Origin of the sequence: Faecalibacterium sp. OF04-11AC, from assembly GCF_003460645.1 — a bacterium.
Classification (GTDB): Bacteria; Bacillota; Clostridia; order Oscillospirales; family Ruminococcaceae; genus Faecalibacterium; species Faecalibacterium prausnitzii_I.
In genome coordinates this window covers 88,164-103,238 of the sequence record NZ_QTVP01000003.1, presented here as the reverse complement: position 1 = coordinate 103,238, position 15,075 = coordinate 88,164, and the positions used below count along the sequence as shown (strand labels likewise).

The following is a 15,075-nucleotide window of genomic DNA, read 5'->3' as shown; positions in this document are numbered from 1 at the left end:
TCTGGACGTAAATGCTTGCATCCTGGTGCAAAAGATGTTATAAACGAAGTATCAGAAAAGCGTTTCATGATCTGCATTCAATAGAAGGAGGCATTTCCCATGTCCAATAAAATTTCCCGCCGTACGTTCCTCAAGTGCACCGGTGCTTCTGCCGCCGCTCTGGGCACGGCCGCTCTGCTGGGCGGCTGCCAGTCCAGCTCCAATGCTTCTGTCGAGGTCAAAGTCGGCGATAAGGTCAGCAACTGGAACAATCTGGGTGTTCAGCTGACCAGCGTTTTTACCCTGACTTCCGCCCCCGATGTCCCGGGCCATGAGTATGTGGCTGTGCTGGTCACCGCCGTCAACCGCTCTTCCAGCGTCACGTTCAACATCGGTGCCCCCAACATTGCAGAGATCAACGCCGCTTACCCGCTGAATACCGATGCCGCCAAGGCTGCCAACACGGCTCCTTACTTCCACGCTCTGTCCGCTTCCACCACCGATTTTGCCGTGGTCTGCGATGGTGCCGACGTGGAGAGCGGCGCTTACATCTCCCTGTACGACAGCACCACCGAGACCTTTACCGATGCCCCCAGCCTGCCCCCGCAGCGCTCCGGCTACATTGAGCTGGTCTGCATGGTGCCCACCGGCTGGCAGCAGATCACGGTCACCTATACCCCGACCTTTGTCACCAACAAGACGCTCACTTTCAGTCTGAGCGCTTCCGATGTGGCCAAAGCCTGATCTTGCGGGACGAAATTTCGTCAGTTTTGGACAGAGCAAGGCCAAAAGTTTCACAAAAACATTTTCAAAACCATTGACATTTGCTTTGTTTTCGCCTATTTTATAGGTAATGCTTTTTGAGCAAACTTGCAAAATTGTATTTGTACATACGAGGAGGAACGATTATGTCCTTAACATTTTCTCGCCGCTCTTTCCTGAAATATACCGCTGTTGCTGCTGTGGCCGTGGCTGGTTCCAGCATGTTCACTGGCTGCTCCAAGGATGATAACAAAGCTACCCGTACGGAGTATGGCAAAATCACCGTCCTGCAGGCACAGTCCACGCTTTCTGGTGCAACTTATAATGCTTCCGATCGCACGCTTACTTTTGATTTCAGCGTTAAGTGCGGTCGCGGCAATCCGATGCGTGTCAACAATTCTTGCTTCTATGTCGGTATTACCAGTACCAACGATTCCGGGAAAGAAACCACCAAGAAATATGCTTCTGATTTCAGCAATCTGAAGATTAGTCAAGAGCTTTACAATGCCCAGTTGAAGAAAGACAAGACCGCTGAGGGCACTATTACTATTTCTGGTGTTTCCTCTCTGGGCGAAAAAGACGTCGTTACTTTCTTCTATCAGCCTGATGCCGACCCCTACACTGAGTATGGTGCCACTTGGAAATTGACCGGTGAGTATATTCTCAGCAATATGGCTAAGTAATTTAGTTTTTGCGCTTTCTGCCGCCCGGCGTTGCCGGGCGGCTTTTTTGCGCCCTTTTCACGTCATACTGCTCAAGTTTTCGGTAGGATTTTTAGTGGTTTTGTGTCTTGTGCACAGTGCCCGCTTGCTGTTACAATAGATGCATGAAAACGGAGGGGAGCACAGCGGCGGGCTCAGGAGAGCTGCTGTGCTGTTTGTGTTTTCGGCAAGGGCGTCCGCGCCGCATTTATCAGAACAGGAGTGTTGCAGTTATGATCAATATGGTAAAGCTTCCCACCAATAAGAGCAGTCTGTTCCTGCGCGTGGCCAAAGGCCATTTTGCCACCAGCCACAGCCATATCAACTATTACATCGACGTGACCACCCAGAAAGCCCGCCTGTCCGAAGCCAAAGCCGTGGCCAAAGAGCTGGTGGCCGCCTACCAGCACAACACCATCGTGGATACCGTCCTCTGCCTGGACGCACCCAGGTCATCGGCACCTGCCTGGCCAACGAGCTGACGAAAGACGGCTTCTCCAACATGAACGCCCACCAGACCATCTACGTCATTACCCCGGAGTACACCACCGGCAGCCAGATCATCCTGCGTGACAATCTGGCCCCCATGGTCAAGGGCAAGCATGTGCTCATCCTGGCCGCCTCCATCACCACCGGCTACACGGCGCAGGCCGCGGTCGAGGCTGTCAACTACTACGGCGGCACGGTGGCCGGCCTTTCCGCCATCTTTGCCACCACCACCGCGTGCGCCGGCATCCCGGTGACTTCCATCTTTGACCCCTCCAGCCTGCCCGATTACGCCAGCTATGACTCCCGCGAGTGCCCCCTGTGCAAGGCAGGCCAGCACATTGACGCCTTGGTCAACAGTTTTGGGTATTCGGCACTGTAAAATTCAGATCCTCGTAACAGAAAAGCGCTGCCATTGGCAGCGCTTTTCTTGCGTTTTATTCTTAATTTTTCGCTTTTTTCGGGAACACAAACGGGTCGTGCAGGTAGACCAGCACCAGCTCCACCGTCATAAAGCACCAGATGATGGGCTCGCAGAGGATGACGGCATCGTAGGCAAAGCGGGGGATGAAGAACAGCACGAACAGGATCTTGCCCACAAACTCAATGACGCTGGAGAAGAGGGGCAGCACTTTCTGACCCAGGCTCTGCAGGGCATAGCGGGTGGAGAGCAGCACACCCAGCACCGCGTAGAACGGAGCGTTCCAGATCAGATATTTTGCGCCGTTTTCCAGCACCACCGCCTCGCTGGAACCGGAGATCAGCTTGATCATCCACTCGGCGCCCACGTTCATCAACAGAACAGCCAGCACGGCCACCACCACAGAATAAAGGTAAATTTCCCGCATCCCCTTGCGGACACGGTCCGGGTGGTTTGCGCCGTAGTTCTGGGAGACGAACGTGGAACCCGCATTCGCCATGGCAATGAGTGGCATATCCGTAAAGGCGAACATCTTCCGGGCGGCGGTGTGTCCGGCGATGACCAGCGTACCCAGCCCGTTGATGCCATATTGCAGCACCACGGAGCCTGCCGAGACGATGCTGCTCATGAGGCCCATGGAAATGCTCTGGCTGAACAGGTCCCAGTAGAGCTTTCTGCCCACCTGGAAGTGCTTGCGCTCTGGCACCAGCACGCGGGTCTTGCGGAGGACATAGAAGATGCAGAGCACCACCGAAACGCCCTGGGAAATGACAGTGGCCACGGCCGCTCCCTTGACCCCCATGCCGACGACGGCGATGAACACGAGGTCCAGCGCCACGTTCAGGCCCGAGGAGATCAGCAGAAAGACCAGCGGCATGAAACTGTTGCCGATGGCCCGGAGCAGGCCTGCACAGAGGTTGTACGCAAACATGACCAGCACGCCCACGTCAATGATGATGATATAGCTGTAGGCCTCTTCCAGGATCTCCGCCGGGGTGTCCAGCAGCACCAGCAGCGGGTGCAGGCCCACAAGGCCTGCCAGCGTGATGCAGAGGGAGGACAAAAATCCGATGACGAGAGAGCCTGCCACGGTCTTCTTGAGCAGGTCCTCGTCCTGGGCCCCGTAGGAGCGCGCTGCAACGATGGCAAGGCCGTTGCCAATACCAATGCCGAATCCGACCAGAAGCTCGTAGATCGAGCCGCAGGAGCCAATGGCGGCCAATGCCGTGTCGCCCAGCACATTGCCCACGATCATGGTGTCCACGGTATTATACAGCTGCTGGAACAGGTTGGAAACAAAAATGGGGAGCATGAAGACGAACAGGCTCTTGAAAATGGGGCCGTTCATCAGGTCCACATTCTGGCTGAAGAAATTTTTCTTTGCGGGGATGGTCTGGGTCATAGGGTTCCTGCCTCTCAAAATTGATCGCAAAAACAGGGCTGCCATGCAGTTGCACAGCAGCCTTGTCTCATTTTACTTGTTGTTTACAGCTCCTGGGTCTCAAAGCCGTTGACGGTGAGCACCTCCACGCTGGAAAAGCCTGCGGCTTTCACCGCCTCAGCGGCCTCATCAAAGCCAAAGGTCAAGCTGGCGGTATCGTGGGCGTCGGAGGTGATGATGACCTTGCCGCCCATCTTGTGCCACTCGGTCAGGAGCCACGGGCCAGGGTAGAAGTCCTTGCGGTAGCCGCGGTAGACGCCGCCGGTGTTGACCTCCAGCAGGCAGCCATTCTCTTTGGCCGCGTTCAGCGCCTTGAGGGCAGCTGCCTTGTAGCGGGGAGACTCTTCATCAAAGAACTCGCCCTCGGCGTTCAGCTTCTTGATGAGGTCGATGTGGGCCAGGATGTCCGGCTTCATGGCCGCCACCTTTTCCACCTCGGCAAAGTAGCTTCCACAGCGGCCAGCGGGTCGCCGTCAAAATCATCGTAAATACAGTCGTGCAGGTCCTGCGGGCGGAAGTCGATCTCATAATACTTGCCCGTGTTCTTGCCGTACAGGTGGTGCGCGCTGCCGATCCAGTAATCATAGCCGGCGCGCTTGTCCTCGCTGAGGATGTCCCACTCGATGCCGCAGAGGATATCCACCTTGCCCTTATACTCGGTCTTGAGCTTGGCAATGGTGGCCTTGTACTGGGCGGTACGGCTGGGGCTCATGCAGTATTCGCGGTCACGCTGGGTATAGCTATGGCCCGTGAAGCCCAATGTGGTCAGGCCCTGCGCGCAGGCCGCGCTGGCCATCTCCTGCAAGGTGTTTTTGCCGTCGCACATCGTCGAGTGACAATGTACACTGGACTTCTTGAAATCTGCCATAGTGAACTCACTGCATCCTTTCCTGTTTGACCTTGTGGTCAATAACGTGTCGTTTTTCCAGCTCACGGGTGATATCCTCCACCGTGATGCCCGCCTGCACCATCAGTACCAGCACATGGTAAGCCAGGTCGCTGATCTCATAAATGGTCTCGGCGTTGTCTTCTTTTTCGCCCGCAATGATGACCTCGGTGCACTCCTCGCCCACCTTTTTGAGGATCTTCTCTTTGCCTTTCTCAAACAGGTAGGTGGTGTAGCTGCCCTCCTTGGGGCTGGTCTTGCGGCCCTTGATGAGGTCGTACAGGCCCTGCCAGCTGAACTGCTTGAGCTCCGGGGAGACATACACTTCGTTGAAGAAGCAGCTCTCCGCGCCGGTGTGGCAGGCGGGGCCCGCTTTTACCACTTCCACCACCAGGCGTCCGCGTCGCAGTCGGCGGTGATGGACACCACCCGCTGCACATTGCCGCTGGTCTCGCCTTTGCGCCAGATCTCCTGACGGCTCCGGCTCCAGAAGACCGTGCGGCCCTCCGCAATGGTCAGCGCCAGGGTCTCGGCGTTCATGTACGCGAGGGTGAGCACCTCTTTGGTGTAGTGGTCCTGCACGATGGCAGGGATCAGGCCTTTTTCATCAAATTTCAGTTCCATGGTAATACTCCCGCCCCGAATGGGGACACCTATAGTTTATCCGATTCCGATGGGAAACGCAAGGGGTTCACAGCCGCATTTCCACACCATTTTTATTTAAGTATTCCTTTAACTCCCGGATGGTGAGCAGCTTCTGGTGGAAAATGCCCGCCGCCAGGCCCGCGTCGATGCCCTTGTGGCCGAACAGCTCCAGAAAATCCTCTTTTTTGCCCGCGCCGCCGCTGGCGATGATGGGCACGCTGACCCGGCTGGCAACGGCATCCAGCATCTCGAGATCAAATCCATTGCGGACACCGTCCGTGTCAATGCTGTTGAGGCAGACTTCGCCCGCGCCGTGGTCCACGGCCCAGGCGATCCAGTCCAGCGCGTCCCGGCCCGTATCTTCGCGCCCGCCCTTGGCAAAAACGCGGAACTGGCCGTCCACCCGCTTGACGTCTGCCGAGAGGACGACGCACTGGTTGCCGTACCGCTGGGCCGCCGCCGGAATGAGGTTTGGGTTCTTGAGGGCTCCCGAGTTGACGCTGACTTTATCGGCCCCGCACTTGAGCACCCGGTCAAAATCTTCCAGCGTGTTGATGCCGCCGCCCACCGTCAGGGGGATGAAGATCTCGCTGGCCACCCGGGTCAGAATCTCCGTGAAGAGGGCGCGGCCCTCAAAACTGGCCGTGATGTCGTAGAACACCAGCTCATCGGCCCCGGCAGCGTTGTAGCGCCGGGCCATTTCCACCGGGTCGGCCACATCCTTGATGCCCTCAAAGTTGGTGCCCTTGACCACCCGGCCATTCCGGACATCCAGACAGGGAATGATGCGTTTTGTGATCATCTTGCGTTTCCCTTTCGTTTATTTCTGTACCAGCTGTACGCAGCGGGCAAGGTCCAGCGCCCCGGTGTAGAGGCTCTTGCCCAGGATGGCGGCCGCCACCCCCATCCGCTCCAGCTCCAGCAGCTCTGCCTCCGAGGAAATGCCGCCGCTGGCCGTGAACTCCACCCCCGGCACCTCGGCCGAGAGCTGGCGGTAGAGGGCCAGATTGGTGCCCTGCATGGCGCCGTCGCAGGCAATATCCGTGTAGATGATGGCTTTGCAGCCCGCTGCCGCCAGCCGCTTGCAGAAGTCCACGCCCTTTTCGGCGCTGACCTCTTTCCAGCCGTGGATGGCAACAAAGCCATCTTTGGCGTCCACGCCCACCGCGATCTGATCGCCGTACTTTTGCAGCATCCGGACCGTGAACTCAAAATCCGTCACGGCCACGCTGCCCAGGATGCAGCGCCCCACGCCGAGGGAGAGATATTTTTCGATCCGCTCCTCGGTGCGGATGCCGCCGCCCACCTCGATGTACAGGCCGCCCTGCTTTGCCAGTGCGGCAATGGTGTCATAGTTGGAGAGGGTACCGTCTTTTGCGCCGTCCAGATCGACAACGTGGAGGTATTTTGCCCCTGCGGCCACAAACTGCCGCGCCTGGGCGCAGGGGTCGGTGCCGTAGACGGTCATTTTATCGTAATCGCCCTGGGTCAGGCGGACGACCTGCCCGTTCCGCAGGTCAATGGCGGGATAGAGTTTCATGATATTTCCTCACAATTCTGCAAACGCCTTTAAGATCCGCAGCCCGGTGTCGCCGCTCTTCTCCGGGTGGAACTGCGTGCCGTACACCTTGCCCGCCCGCACCACGCCCGTGACCGGGATGGAGTAATCACTGACGGCCAACGTACTGGCGGTACAGTGTTTGCCGTAATAGCTGTGGACGTAATAGACGTACTCGCCCTCCTGGATATATTGGAAAAGCGGGTCGTCCCGGAGGATGTGGAGGGCGTTCCAGCCGATCTGGGGTACTTTCAGCGCCGGGTCTTTCAGGTCCGGCTCCAGCGGGCAGACCTCGCCTTGGACAAAGCCGAGGCCTTGGTGCTCGCCGTATTCATAGCTCTTCTCAAACAGCAGCTGCATCCCCAGGCAGATGCCCAGCAGGGGCTTTTTCCGGGCCTCTTCTTTTATTACCGGCACAAGGCCCGTGGCGGTGAGTTTCTCCATGGCGTCGCCAAAGGCTCCCACGCCGGGCAGGATGATCCGGTCAGCCGCCCGGAGCCGGGCGGGGTCTGCCGTGACCACCGCTTCCAGCCCCAGATGGGCCAGGCTGGATTTGAGGCTGAACAGATTGCCCACGCCATAATCAACCATTGCGATCATACCAGCAGTCCTTTCGTGGAGGGGATCTCATCCCGGTGGGCAGCGTCGATGCGGACGGCCTCGGCCAGCGCGCGGCCCGCACCCTTGAAGCAGGCTTCGAGAATATGGTGGGTATTTTCGCCTGCAAATTGTACAAAGTGGACGGTAGCAGGCAGGTTGCGCGCAAAGCCCAGCCAGAACTCCTGCACGCACTCCACGTCAAAATCGCCTACTTTTTCCGTCTTGCAGTGCACATCCCAGTTGAGGGTGCAGCGGCCGGAGATATCCACCGCGCAGAGGATGAGGCTTCGTCCATGGGCAGAGTGAAGCTGCCGTAGCGGCGGATGCCCCGCATATCGCCCAGAGCCTTGGCAAAAGCCTGCCCCAGTGCAATGCCGATGTCCTCGGTGGTGTGGTGGTAGTCCACCTCCACATCGCCGTGGCAGGTGAGGACGAGGTCAAAGCGGCCATGCCGGGCAAACAGCTCCAGCATGTGGTTCAGAAAGCCGCAGCCCGTGTCCACCTGATAGCGGCCCGCGCCGTCCAGATTGAGGGTCAGCTCGATCTGCGTCTCGTTGGTGTTCCGTTCGATGGTCACTTCCCGCATGGCTCATTCCTCCAAAATCTTGTCAAGAGCTGCCAGCAGCGCCTGCATTTCCTCCGGCGTGCCAATGGTGACGCGCAGCCAGTTGGCAATGCGCGGGGCATCGAAATGCCGCACCAGCACGCCCTTTTCTTTCAACTTTTTGTAAAGTTCCGCCCCGTTTTTCCGCTCCGTGCTGGCAAACAGGAAGTTGGAGCGGCTGTCCAGGCAGGTGAAGCCCCGCGCTTCCAGCTGCTGTTTCGTCCAGGCACGGGTCTCGATGATGGCCGCGCGGGTCTTGTCGAAATAGGCGGTATCGTTCAGCGCGGCCTCACCGGCTTTCAGGGTCAGCCGGTTGATATTGTAGGGGTTCAGGCTGAACTTGACCCGATTCAGGTCTGCAATGAGCTTTGCATTGCCCATGGCCAGGCCCAGCCGGGCACCCGCCAGCTGGCGGGATTTGGAGAACGTCTGGATCACCAGCAGGTTCTCGTACTGGTCGATGAGGGGCACGCAGCTCTCCCCGCCAAAATCCACATAGGCCTCGTCCACAATGACCACATTGTTGGGGTTGGCTTTCAGGATGCCCTCAATGGCACCGCGGGGCAAGGCCAGACCCGTGGGGGCATTGGGGTTGGCAATGACGATGGTCTCGTTCCGGCCGTAGTAATCCGCCGGGTCCAGGGTGAAATCCTCTTTCAGGGGAACGATATCGCTGGGGATGTGGAGCAGCCCGCACCAGACGCCGTAGCAGCCGTAGGTGATGTCGGCATAGGCCAGCGGGTGGCTCTCATCGCAGAACGCCCGGAGCGCGAAGAAGAGGTTCTCGTCGCTGCCGTTGCCGGGCATGATCTGATCCGGCTGCAGGCCAAAGTGCTTTGCCGCGGTCTGGAGCAGGGCGGCACAGGCGGGGTCGGAGTAGAGGCGGAGCTTTTCCACCTCGGCCCGGTTCACGGCATCCAGCACCGCCGGGGAGGGCGGGTAGGGGCTCTCGTTGGTGTTGAGCTTGATGTATTTCTGGTCCTGCGGCTGCTCCCCCGGGGTGTAGGGGGTGACAGCGGCAAGGCGGGGTGAAAGAAAACGGCTCATTCGATGTTCCTCCGTTTCTGATAATGCGTTCTCGTCAACTGGCAACGAAACCTCTTTGCCAAGGGCTCCCCTGATAGGAAAGACTCCCCGGCCGGGGGAGGTGGCACGGAAGTGCCGAAAGGGGAACGGCTGGCGCAAAGCGCCTGAGAGGTTTATTCGTATCGAATCGTCACACTGCGGGCGTGGGCGTGCAGGCCCTCCCGCTGGGCAAAATCGGCAATGCGGGGGGCAACCTCGCCCAGCGCCTCCCGGGTGTAGTAAATAAAGCTGGATTTCTTGACGAAATCGTCCACGCCCAGGGGGCTGGAGAAGCGGGCGGTGCCGCTGGTAGGCAGAGTGTGGTTGGGCCCTGCGAAGTAATCGCCCAGCGCCTCGGGCACGTTGCGGCCCATGAAGATGCTGCCCGCGTTCTTGATCTCGTTCAGCACGCCGAACGGGTCTTCCACACAGACTTCCAGATGCTCGGGTGCAATGATGTTGCAGGCCTCAATGGCCTTGTGCAGGTCCGCACAGACGATGATCTTGCCGTTGTCGTCCACGCTGGCCCGGGCAATGGCGGCACGGGGCAGCTGAGGGATTTGAACCTCCAGCTCGGCCTGCACGGCCTTGGCAAGCTCCGGGCTGTCGGTGACAAGGACGGGGCTGGCCAGCTTGTCGTGCTCGGCCTGGCTCAGCAGATCAGCTGCCACCCAGGCGGGGTTGCAGCCGCCATCGGCCAGGACCAGAATCTCGCTGGGGCCTGCGATCATATCAATGCCCACCTTGCCGAAGACTTTCCGCTTGGCGGTAGCAACGTAGATGTTGCCGGGGCCCACGATCTTGTCCACCGCCGGGATGGTCTGGGTGCCATAGGCCAGCGCGGCCACGGCCTGGGCGCCGCCGGTCTTGAAAATTTTGGTCACGCCGGCGGTGGCCGCCGCGGCCAGGATGACGGGGTTCACCTTGCCGTCCTTGCCCGCCGGGGTGGTCATGACGATCTCGGACACGCCCGCCACCTTGGCCGGGATGACGTCCATGAGGACGGTGGAGGGGTAGGCCGCCGTGCCGCCCGGGACGTAGACACCCGCCTTTTCAATGGGGGTGTACTTCTGGCCCAGCACGATGCCGGGCTTGTCGTTGACCACAAAGTTCTTGTGCACCTGCTGGCGGTGGAAGCTCTCGATGTTGGCGGCGGCTTCTTTCAGGGTTTCGAGGAAGTAGGGGTCCATGTTGGCAAAGGCGTCCTCGATCTCCTCCTGCGTCACCTGTAAATTCTCGAGCTCCGCGCCATCGAACTTGAGGGCGTATTCTTTCAGGGCCTCATCGCCCCGGGTGCGGACGTCCGCAAGGATGGCGTCCACCACGTCTTCCACGTTCTTCTCAGCGCGGATGTCGCGGTTTAAAATCTCTTCCGGCTTAAGCGAGTCAAAATCATAGAGCTTGATCATTTTGCTGCCTCCTGTTCTGCAAGTGCTGCCCGCAGCTTTGTGAGCATGAGTTCCATCTCGTTGTGTTTGAACTGGTAGCTGGCCTTATTGGCAATGAACCGGGCCGAGACGGGCATGAACTCCGTGACCACTTTCAGGCCGTTTTCCCGGAGGGTGGTGCCCGTCTCCACGATGTCCACGATGACGTCCGAGAGGCCCAGGATGGGGGCCAGCTCAATGGAACCGTTCAGCTTGATGATGTCGATGTCCCGGCCCATGGACGCGTAATAGCTTTTTGCAACGTTGACGAACTTGGTCGCCACCCGCACCGGGCGGCTGGGGTCGTCCTGGTAATCCGCCGGGGCGGCCACGCACATCCGGCATTTGCCCAGGCCGGTGTCCAGCAGCTCGTAGACATCGGCAGAGGCCTCCGTCAGGATATCCTTGCCCACGATGCCCACATCCGCCGCGCCGTGCTCGACGTAAATGGCAACGTCGCTGGGCTTGACGAGGAAGTAGCGGATGCCCGCCGCCGGGTTCTCCACCACCAGCTTGCGGGTGGCGTTGTAGTCCTCCGGGCAGCCGTAGCCGATCCTGGCCAGCAGGTCGTAGACCTTATCGCCCAGGCGGCCCTTGGGCAGGGCCACATTCAGCATTCCTTGATCGGCGTTCTGCTGCTGGACGGGCGGCAGCGGGGCGCTCAGGCGGTCCAGCTCGTCCAGATAGACCGCAAACCCGATGGCGTCCGCCCCGGGGGTGAATTTCTGCATCAGCAGATCGTACCGGCCGCCCTTGAGCAGCGGGCGGGGCAGGGGGCGGAGATAGCCCTGGAAAATAAGGCCGTTGTAATACTCCATCTCGCCCGCAAGGGTCAGGTCCAGCCGGATGCTGCCGCCCGCCTTTGCCAGCGGCTCGGCCAGCGCGTTAAGCTCGGCCACGGCGGCCTCCATCCGGGCGTTGCGGCAGAGGGCCGCGGCCTTGGGCAGGGCCACGGCATACTCCCCGCTGAGGGAGAGCAGGGCCGTCAGGGCGTTGGCATCGGCATCCGAAAGGCCCGCCGCTTTGGCAGCCGCCCGCAGCTCATGGATGTTCTTGGCCCGCAGCGTTTCCAGCAGGCCGGGGCGGGCGGCCTCCGGCACGCCCAGCGCGTCGAACAGACCGAAGAGATAACCCATGTGGCTGATCTCCAGCACCCAGGGCTGGCCCATCTGCTCCAGTGACTGTGCCGCCAGGCAGACCGTCTGCCGCACCTCCGGCTCTTTCACCTGGCCCAGCATCTCAAGACCCATCTGGGAGATCTCCTTGAACGTGTGGCTCTCCGCCGAGGGGCGGTAGACGTTCTCGTGGTAATAATATTTCAGCGTTTCGCCCGGGGCGGGCTGTGCCGTCTTGGCAATGGAAAGGGTCACGTCCGGCTTGAGGGCCAGCAGGCGGCCATCCAGGTCGGTAAACGTGATGACCTGCTCCGAGGAGAGGAAACTGCGGTTCTCCTGATACAGGCCATACTCCTCAAACCGGCCCATGTGGTATTTGCGGCAGCCCGCCGCTTCATACAGCGCGCGCAGCGCAAAGGAGGCACGCTCCTTAGGCTGCAGCCGTGCAAGATCAAACTCCATGCTGTCTCCCCATTTCTTTCCCAGTGTTTTTCCACGCCTTTTGCACGGCACGTTCCGTGCAGGCTTTTCCTGCAGCCGATGCAGGATGTTCTGGTTTTATTCTACTTTATCTTGGTAAAGTTGTAAAGCATAAAAGTGACAGCCTTTTGATTTTCCAGCAAAAATTTTCTGGTGTGTTTGCCATTTGTCCGTTCTCAGCGGACAAATCCACCGTATCCTGGCTCTTTTGGGCGCAAAAAAGCCCCCGGAGGGTGTTTTACCGCTCTCCGGGGGCTTTCTATGCGTGTTGTGCCTTGGCTCACACGACCAACGTTTTACTCAATTGCAATCAGATTCGGGTTCTCAGGCAAAGCCTTCGTCTGCTGAGAAGCAGGCAGCTCGATGTGCAGGACGCCATCCTCGAACTTCGCGTGGATGTCTTCTTTCTTCACATCGCCCACGTAGAAGCTGCGGGCACAGGTGCCGGAGAAAGATTCGCGCCGCAGATAGCGGCCCTCTTGATCCTTTTCATCGTTGCTGTGGCTGCGCACTGCCTGAATGGTCAGGTAGCCGTCGTTCAGTTCCATCTGAACGTCTTCCTTCTTGCAGCCCGGCAGGTCAACCGCTACTTCGTAGCCGTTGTCCGTCTGTTTGACATCGGTCTTCATCATGTTTGCACCGCGCTTACCAAAGGTGTCACGAGCCTCACGGTTCATCATACGTTCCAGTGCAGCGTCATTCCAGAACGGATCGAAGAAATCATCGAACAGGTTTTCATGGAAAACAGTCGGCATAAGCATAAATCATTCCTCCAATCCCGGCGTTCGGGTCGGGGCAAAAAATCTGAAGCGTCCATTCGGAAAGGCTTTCCGGGGAGCCTTGCGGCTCTCCTCTTGCCCTTCCTCCTGAGCACGCCACTGTTATAGCACCGTTTATTAGCAATGTCAAGCCTAGAGTGCTAAAATTCACAGAAGAATCATACTTTGATAAAATTTCATGCAATCTTTCAAAAATTCACTCGTTCTATCGTGTTTTATTCGTCTTCACTTCCGACACATTGCAGTGCAGATATGGAGCCCTGATTATAAATTATTTTTTGCGGCACGTTTTTCGGCCAGCTGGTAGACATCCTCTGCCGGAATTGTTTCCGCAGGCGTAAAATTCTGCAAGCGGCTTTCTGCCAGCTGGAGAAGCTTTGCGTCCTCCACCTCTTCCATCAGACTCAGATATTCTTCCGGCGACATCAGAACACACTCCGGCGTGTTATTCTTCATCACGACCTTTGCACCCTGCTTTTTGACGTCTTCAAATATTTTTCCGGCCAGACCACGGTTGAACTGCGTGATCGGCACTGTATTCTTGATCGCATTTACCAGTGAGTTCATTCTGCCCACCTCCTGTACTTTCAGTATAGGGTTCCACAATCAAAATGTCAACCATTTTATCGCCAAATTTATCAGTATTTCATTCAAGCACAAAAGCCCCACATCCGGCACTTTTACAGTACGGATATGGGGCTTGCTCTCATACTTTATCTCAGCCCAGCAGGCTCAGGACGCCGCTCTTCGGGCGGGCACCGACAGCGCGGTTGACCAGCTTGCCGTTCTCAAAGACCAGCAGGGTGGGGATGCTCATGACGTCGAACTGGCCGGCCAGCTCAGGCTGCTCGTCCACGTTGACTTTGCCCACCTTGATGTCGCCGCGCTCCTCGGCCACCTCGTCCACGATGGGGGAGAGCATCCGGCAGGGGCCGCACCAGGTTGCCCAGAAATCCAGCAGGACGGGCTTGTCGCTGTGCAGGACCTCGGATTCAAAGTTTGCGCTGGTAATGTTGATGACTGCCATATGTTTTTACCTCCGTAAGAGTGTATCGTTGTGTTCGATGGTGCTAGTATACCCCATTGGGCCCCCGTTTTCCGTGACTGTGTCACACAACGCGGCAGAAAACGCAAAAGAGGCCGCTGCAACTTACAGCGGCCTCCGGAAAAGCGGATTTTTTACTTGCCCAGCATCTCTTTTGCAGTCTTGCAGATGGTGGCAGCGTCCAGACCATACAGCTTGAGCAGATCCCAGGCCGGGCCGGAGCAGCCGAACTTATCCTGCACGCCCACACGGCGGACAGGGGTGGGGCACTTCTCGCTCAGGACGGCACAGACAGCCTCGCCCAGACCGCCGATGACACTGTGCTCCTCGGCAGTGACGATCTTGCCGCACTCCTTGGCCGCCTTGAGGATGATGTCCTCATCCAGAGGCTTAATGGTGTGGATGTTGATGACCCGGGCGTGGATGCCCTCGGCAGCCAGCTGCTCGGCGGCAATGCGGGCCTCGTTGACCATCAGGCCGGTAGCCACGATGGCGATGTCATCGCCCTTGGTGATCTGCTCGCCCTTGCCCAGCTCAAAATGGTAGTTGGCCTCGTCGTGGAACACGGGAACCGCCAGACGGCCAAAGCGGAGGTAGACCGGGCCCTGCATCTCGTAGGCGGCACGGACAGCGGCGCGGGCTTCCACATCGTCAGCGGGGCAGATGACCGTCATCCCGGGGATGCTGCGCATGAGGCAAAGTCCTCACAGCACTGGTGGGAAGCGCCGTCCTCGCCCACCGAGATGCCGCCATGGGTGGCACCGATCTTGACGTTGAGGTGAGGGTAGCCGATGGAGTTGCGGATCTGCTCAAACGCGCGGCCCGCGGCAAACATGGCAAAGCTGGAAACAAAGGGGACATAGCCCATGGTGGACAGGCCTGCAGCCACGCCCATCATATTGCCCTCGGCAATGCCGCAGTCAAAGTGGCGGCCGGGGTAAGCCTTGCGGAACATGCCCGTCTTGGTGGCAGCAGCCAGATCCGCGTCCAGCACCACCAGCTCATCGTGGCCCTCGGCGGCCAGCTCTTTCAGGGTATTGCCGTAACTGTCACGGGTTGCGATCTTCTTCACTTCTGCCAT

General features: G+C 58.7%; 14 protein-coding genes and 4 pseudogenes. 3 read left to right on the top strand and 15 right to left on the bottom strand.

The features are described from left to right. The first annotated feature begins 99 nt into the window (after positions 1–99). The 3 genes and pseudogenes from DXA70_RS02605 to DXA70_RS02595 all read left to right on the top strand — a co-directional run bounded on the left by DXA70_RS02605 (position 100) and on the right by DXA70_RS02595 (position 2,310). On the top strand, positions 100–723 hold the full coding sequence (locus tag DXA70_RS02605; RefSeq protein WP_128117533.1) for a twin-arginine translocation signal domain-containing protein: 624 nt from the start codon (positions 100–102) through the stop codon (positions 721–723). 164 nt (positions 724–887) lie between these two features. Beyond that, a complete protein-coding gene (locus DXA70_RS02600; protein ID WP_128117532.1) occupies positions 888–1,424 on the top strand; it encodes a twin-arginine translocation signal domain-containing protein in 537 nt (178 codons plus the stop codon). Positions 1,425–1,675: 251 nt separating this feature from the next. After that, a pseudogene (locus tag DXA70_RS02595) lies at positions 1,676–2,310 on the top strand (orotate phosphoribosyltransferase). Positions 2,311–2,371: 61 nt separating this feature from the next. On the opposite strand, the gene DXA70_RS02590 reads toward DXA70_RS02595, so the two are convergent. From DXA70_RS02590 to DXA70_RS02525, 15 genes and pseudogenes are all read right to left on the bottom strand, one after another. Further along, positions 2,372–3,751, bottom strand: a complete 1,380-nt coding sequence (locus DXA70_RS02590; protein ID WP_128117531.1) for an MATE family efflux transporter — start codon at positions 3,749–3,751, stop codon at positions 2,372–2,374. An 83-nt stretch (positions 3,752–3,834) separates the two neighbouring features. Further along, positions 3,835–4,206 carry a hypothetical protein gene (locus DXA70_RS14010; protein WP_243000995.1) on the bottom strand — a complete coding sequence of 124 codons (372 nt, stop codon included), beginning with the start codon at positions 4,204–4,206 and terminating at the stop codon, positions 3,835–3,837. After that, a complete protein-coding gene (locus tag DXA70_RS14005; RefSeq protein WP_243000993.1) occupies positions 4,203–4,658 on the bottom strand; it encodes a PHP domain-containing protein in 456 nt (151 codons plus the stop codon). Before DXA70_RS14005 ends, DXA70_RS14010 begins: the two co-directional genes overlap by 4 nt. Before the next feature lie 7 nt (positions 4,659–4,665). After that, positions 4,666–5,300, bottom strand: a pseudogene (gene hisIE, locus DXA70_RS02580) (bifunctional phosphoribosyl-AMP cyclohydrolase/phosphoribosyl-ATP diphosphatase HisIE). Between the two features lie 67 nt (positions 5,301–5,367). Then, the gene (gene hisF, locus DXA70_RS02575; RefSeq protein WP_128117530.1) at positions 5,368–6,123 is read right to left on the bottom strand and encodes an imidazole glycerol phosphate synthase subunit HisF; all 756 of its coding nucleotides are present in this window, start codon (positions 6,121–6,123) and stop codon (positions 5,368–5,370) included. A gap of 18 nt (positions 6,124–6,141) precedes the next feature. Continuing rightward, positions 6,142–6,861, bottom strand: coding sequence for a 1-(5-phosphoribosyl)-5-[(5-phosphoribosylamino)methylideneamino]imidazole-4-carboxamide isomerase (gene hisA / locus DXA70_RS02570; RefSeq protein WP_128117529.1), 720 nt, complete (start codon positions 6,859–6,861; stop codon positions 6,142–6,144). 9 nt (positions 6,862–6,870) lie between these two features. After that, entirely contained in the window at positions 6,871–7,479 is a 609-nt protein-coding gene (gene hisH, locus DXA70_RS02565) for an imidazole glycerol phosphate synthase subunit HisH (protein WP_128117528.1), read from the bottom strand. Further along, positions 7,476–8,065, bottom strand: a pseudogene (gene hisB, locus DXA70_RS02560) (imidazoleglycerol-phosphate dehydratase HisB). Before hisB ends, hisH begins: the two are co-directional and overlap by 4 nt. Before the next feature lie 3 nt (positions 8,066–8,068). Then, the gene (gene hisC, locus DXA70_RS02555) at positions 8,069–9,130 is read right to left on the bottom strand and encodes a histidinol-phosphate transaminase (RefSeq protein ID WP_128117527.1); all 1,062 of its coding nucleotides are present in this window, start codon (positions 9,128–9,130) and stop codon (positions 8,069–8,071) included. Between the two features lie 152 nt (positions 9,131–9,282). Further along, entirely contained in the window at positions 9,283–10,557 is a 1,275-nt protein-coding gene (gene hisD, locus DXA70_RS02550; protein ID WP_128117526.1) for a histidinol dehydrogenase, read from the bottom strand. Next, complete coding sequence (hisG, locus tag DXA70_RS02545; RefSeq protein WP_128117525.1) at positions 10,554–12,152, bottom strand: ATP phosphoribosyltransferase; 1,599 nt, start codon at positions 12,150–12,152, stop codon at positions 10,554–10,556. The genes hisD and hisG overlap by 4 nt, the downstream gene beginning before the upstream one ends. Positions 12,153–12,466: 314 nt before the next feature. Then, complete coding sequence (locus DXA70_RS02540) at positions 12,467–12,931, bottom strand: Hsp20/alpha crystallin family protein (protein ID WP_128117524.1); 465 nt, start codon at positions 12,929–12,931, stop codon at positions 12,467–12,469. Positions 12,932–13,213: 282 nt separating this feature from the next. Then, entirely contained in the window at positions 13,214–13,516 is a 303-nt protein-coding gene (locus tag DXA70_RS02535) for a type II toxin-antitoxin system Phd/YefM family antitoxin (RefSeq protein ID WP_128117523.1), read from the bottom strand. 151 nt (positions 13,517–13,667) lie between these two features. Further along, positions 13,668–13,976 carry a thioredoxin gene (trxA, locus tag DXA70_RS02530; protein WP_022256846.1) on the bottom strand — a complete coding sequence of 103 codons (309 nt, stop codon included), beginning with the start codon at positions 13,974–13,976 and terminating at the stop codon, positions 13,668–13,670. A 152-nt stretch (positions 13,977–14,128) separates the two neighbouring features. Continuing rightward, a pseudogene (locus DXA70_RS02525) lies at positions 14,129–15,075 on the bottom strand (transketolase family protein).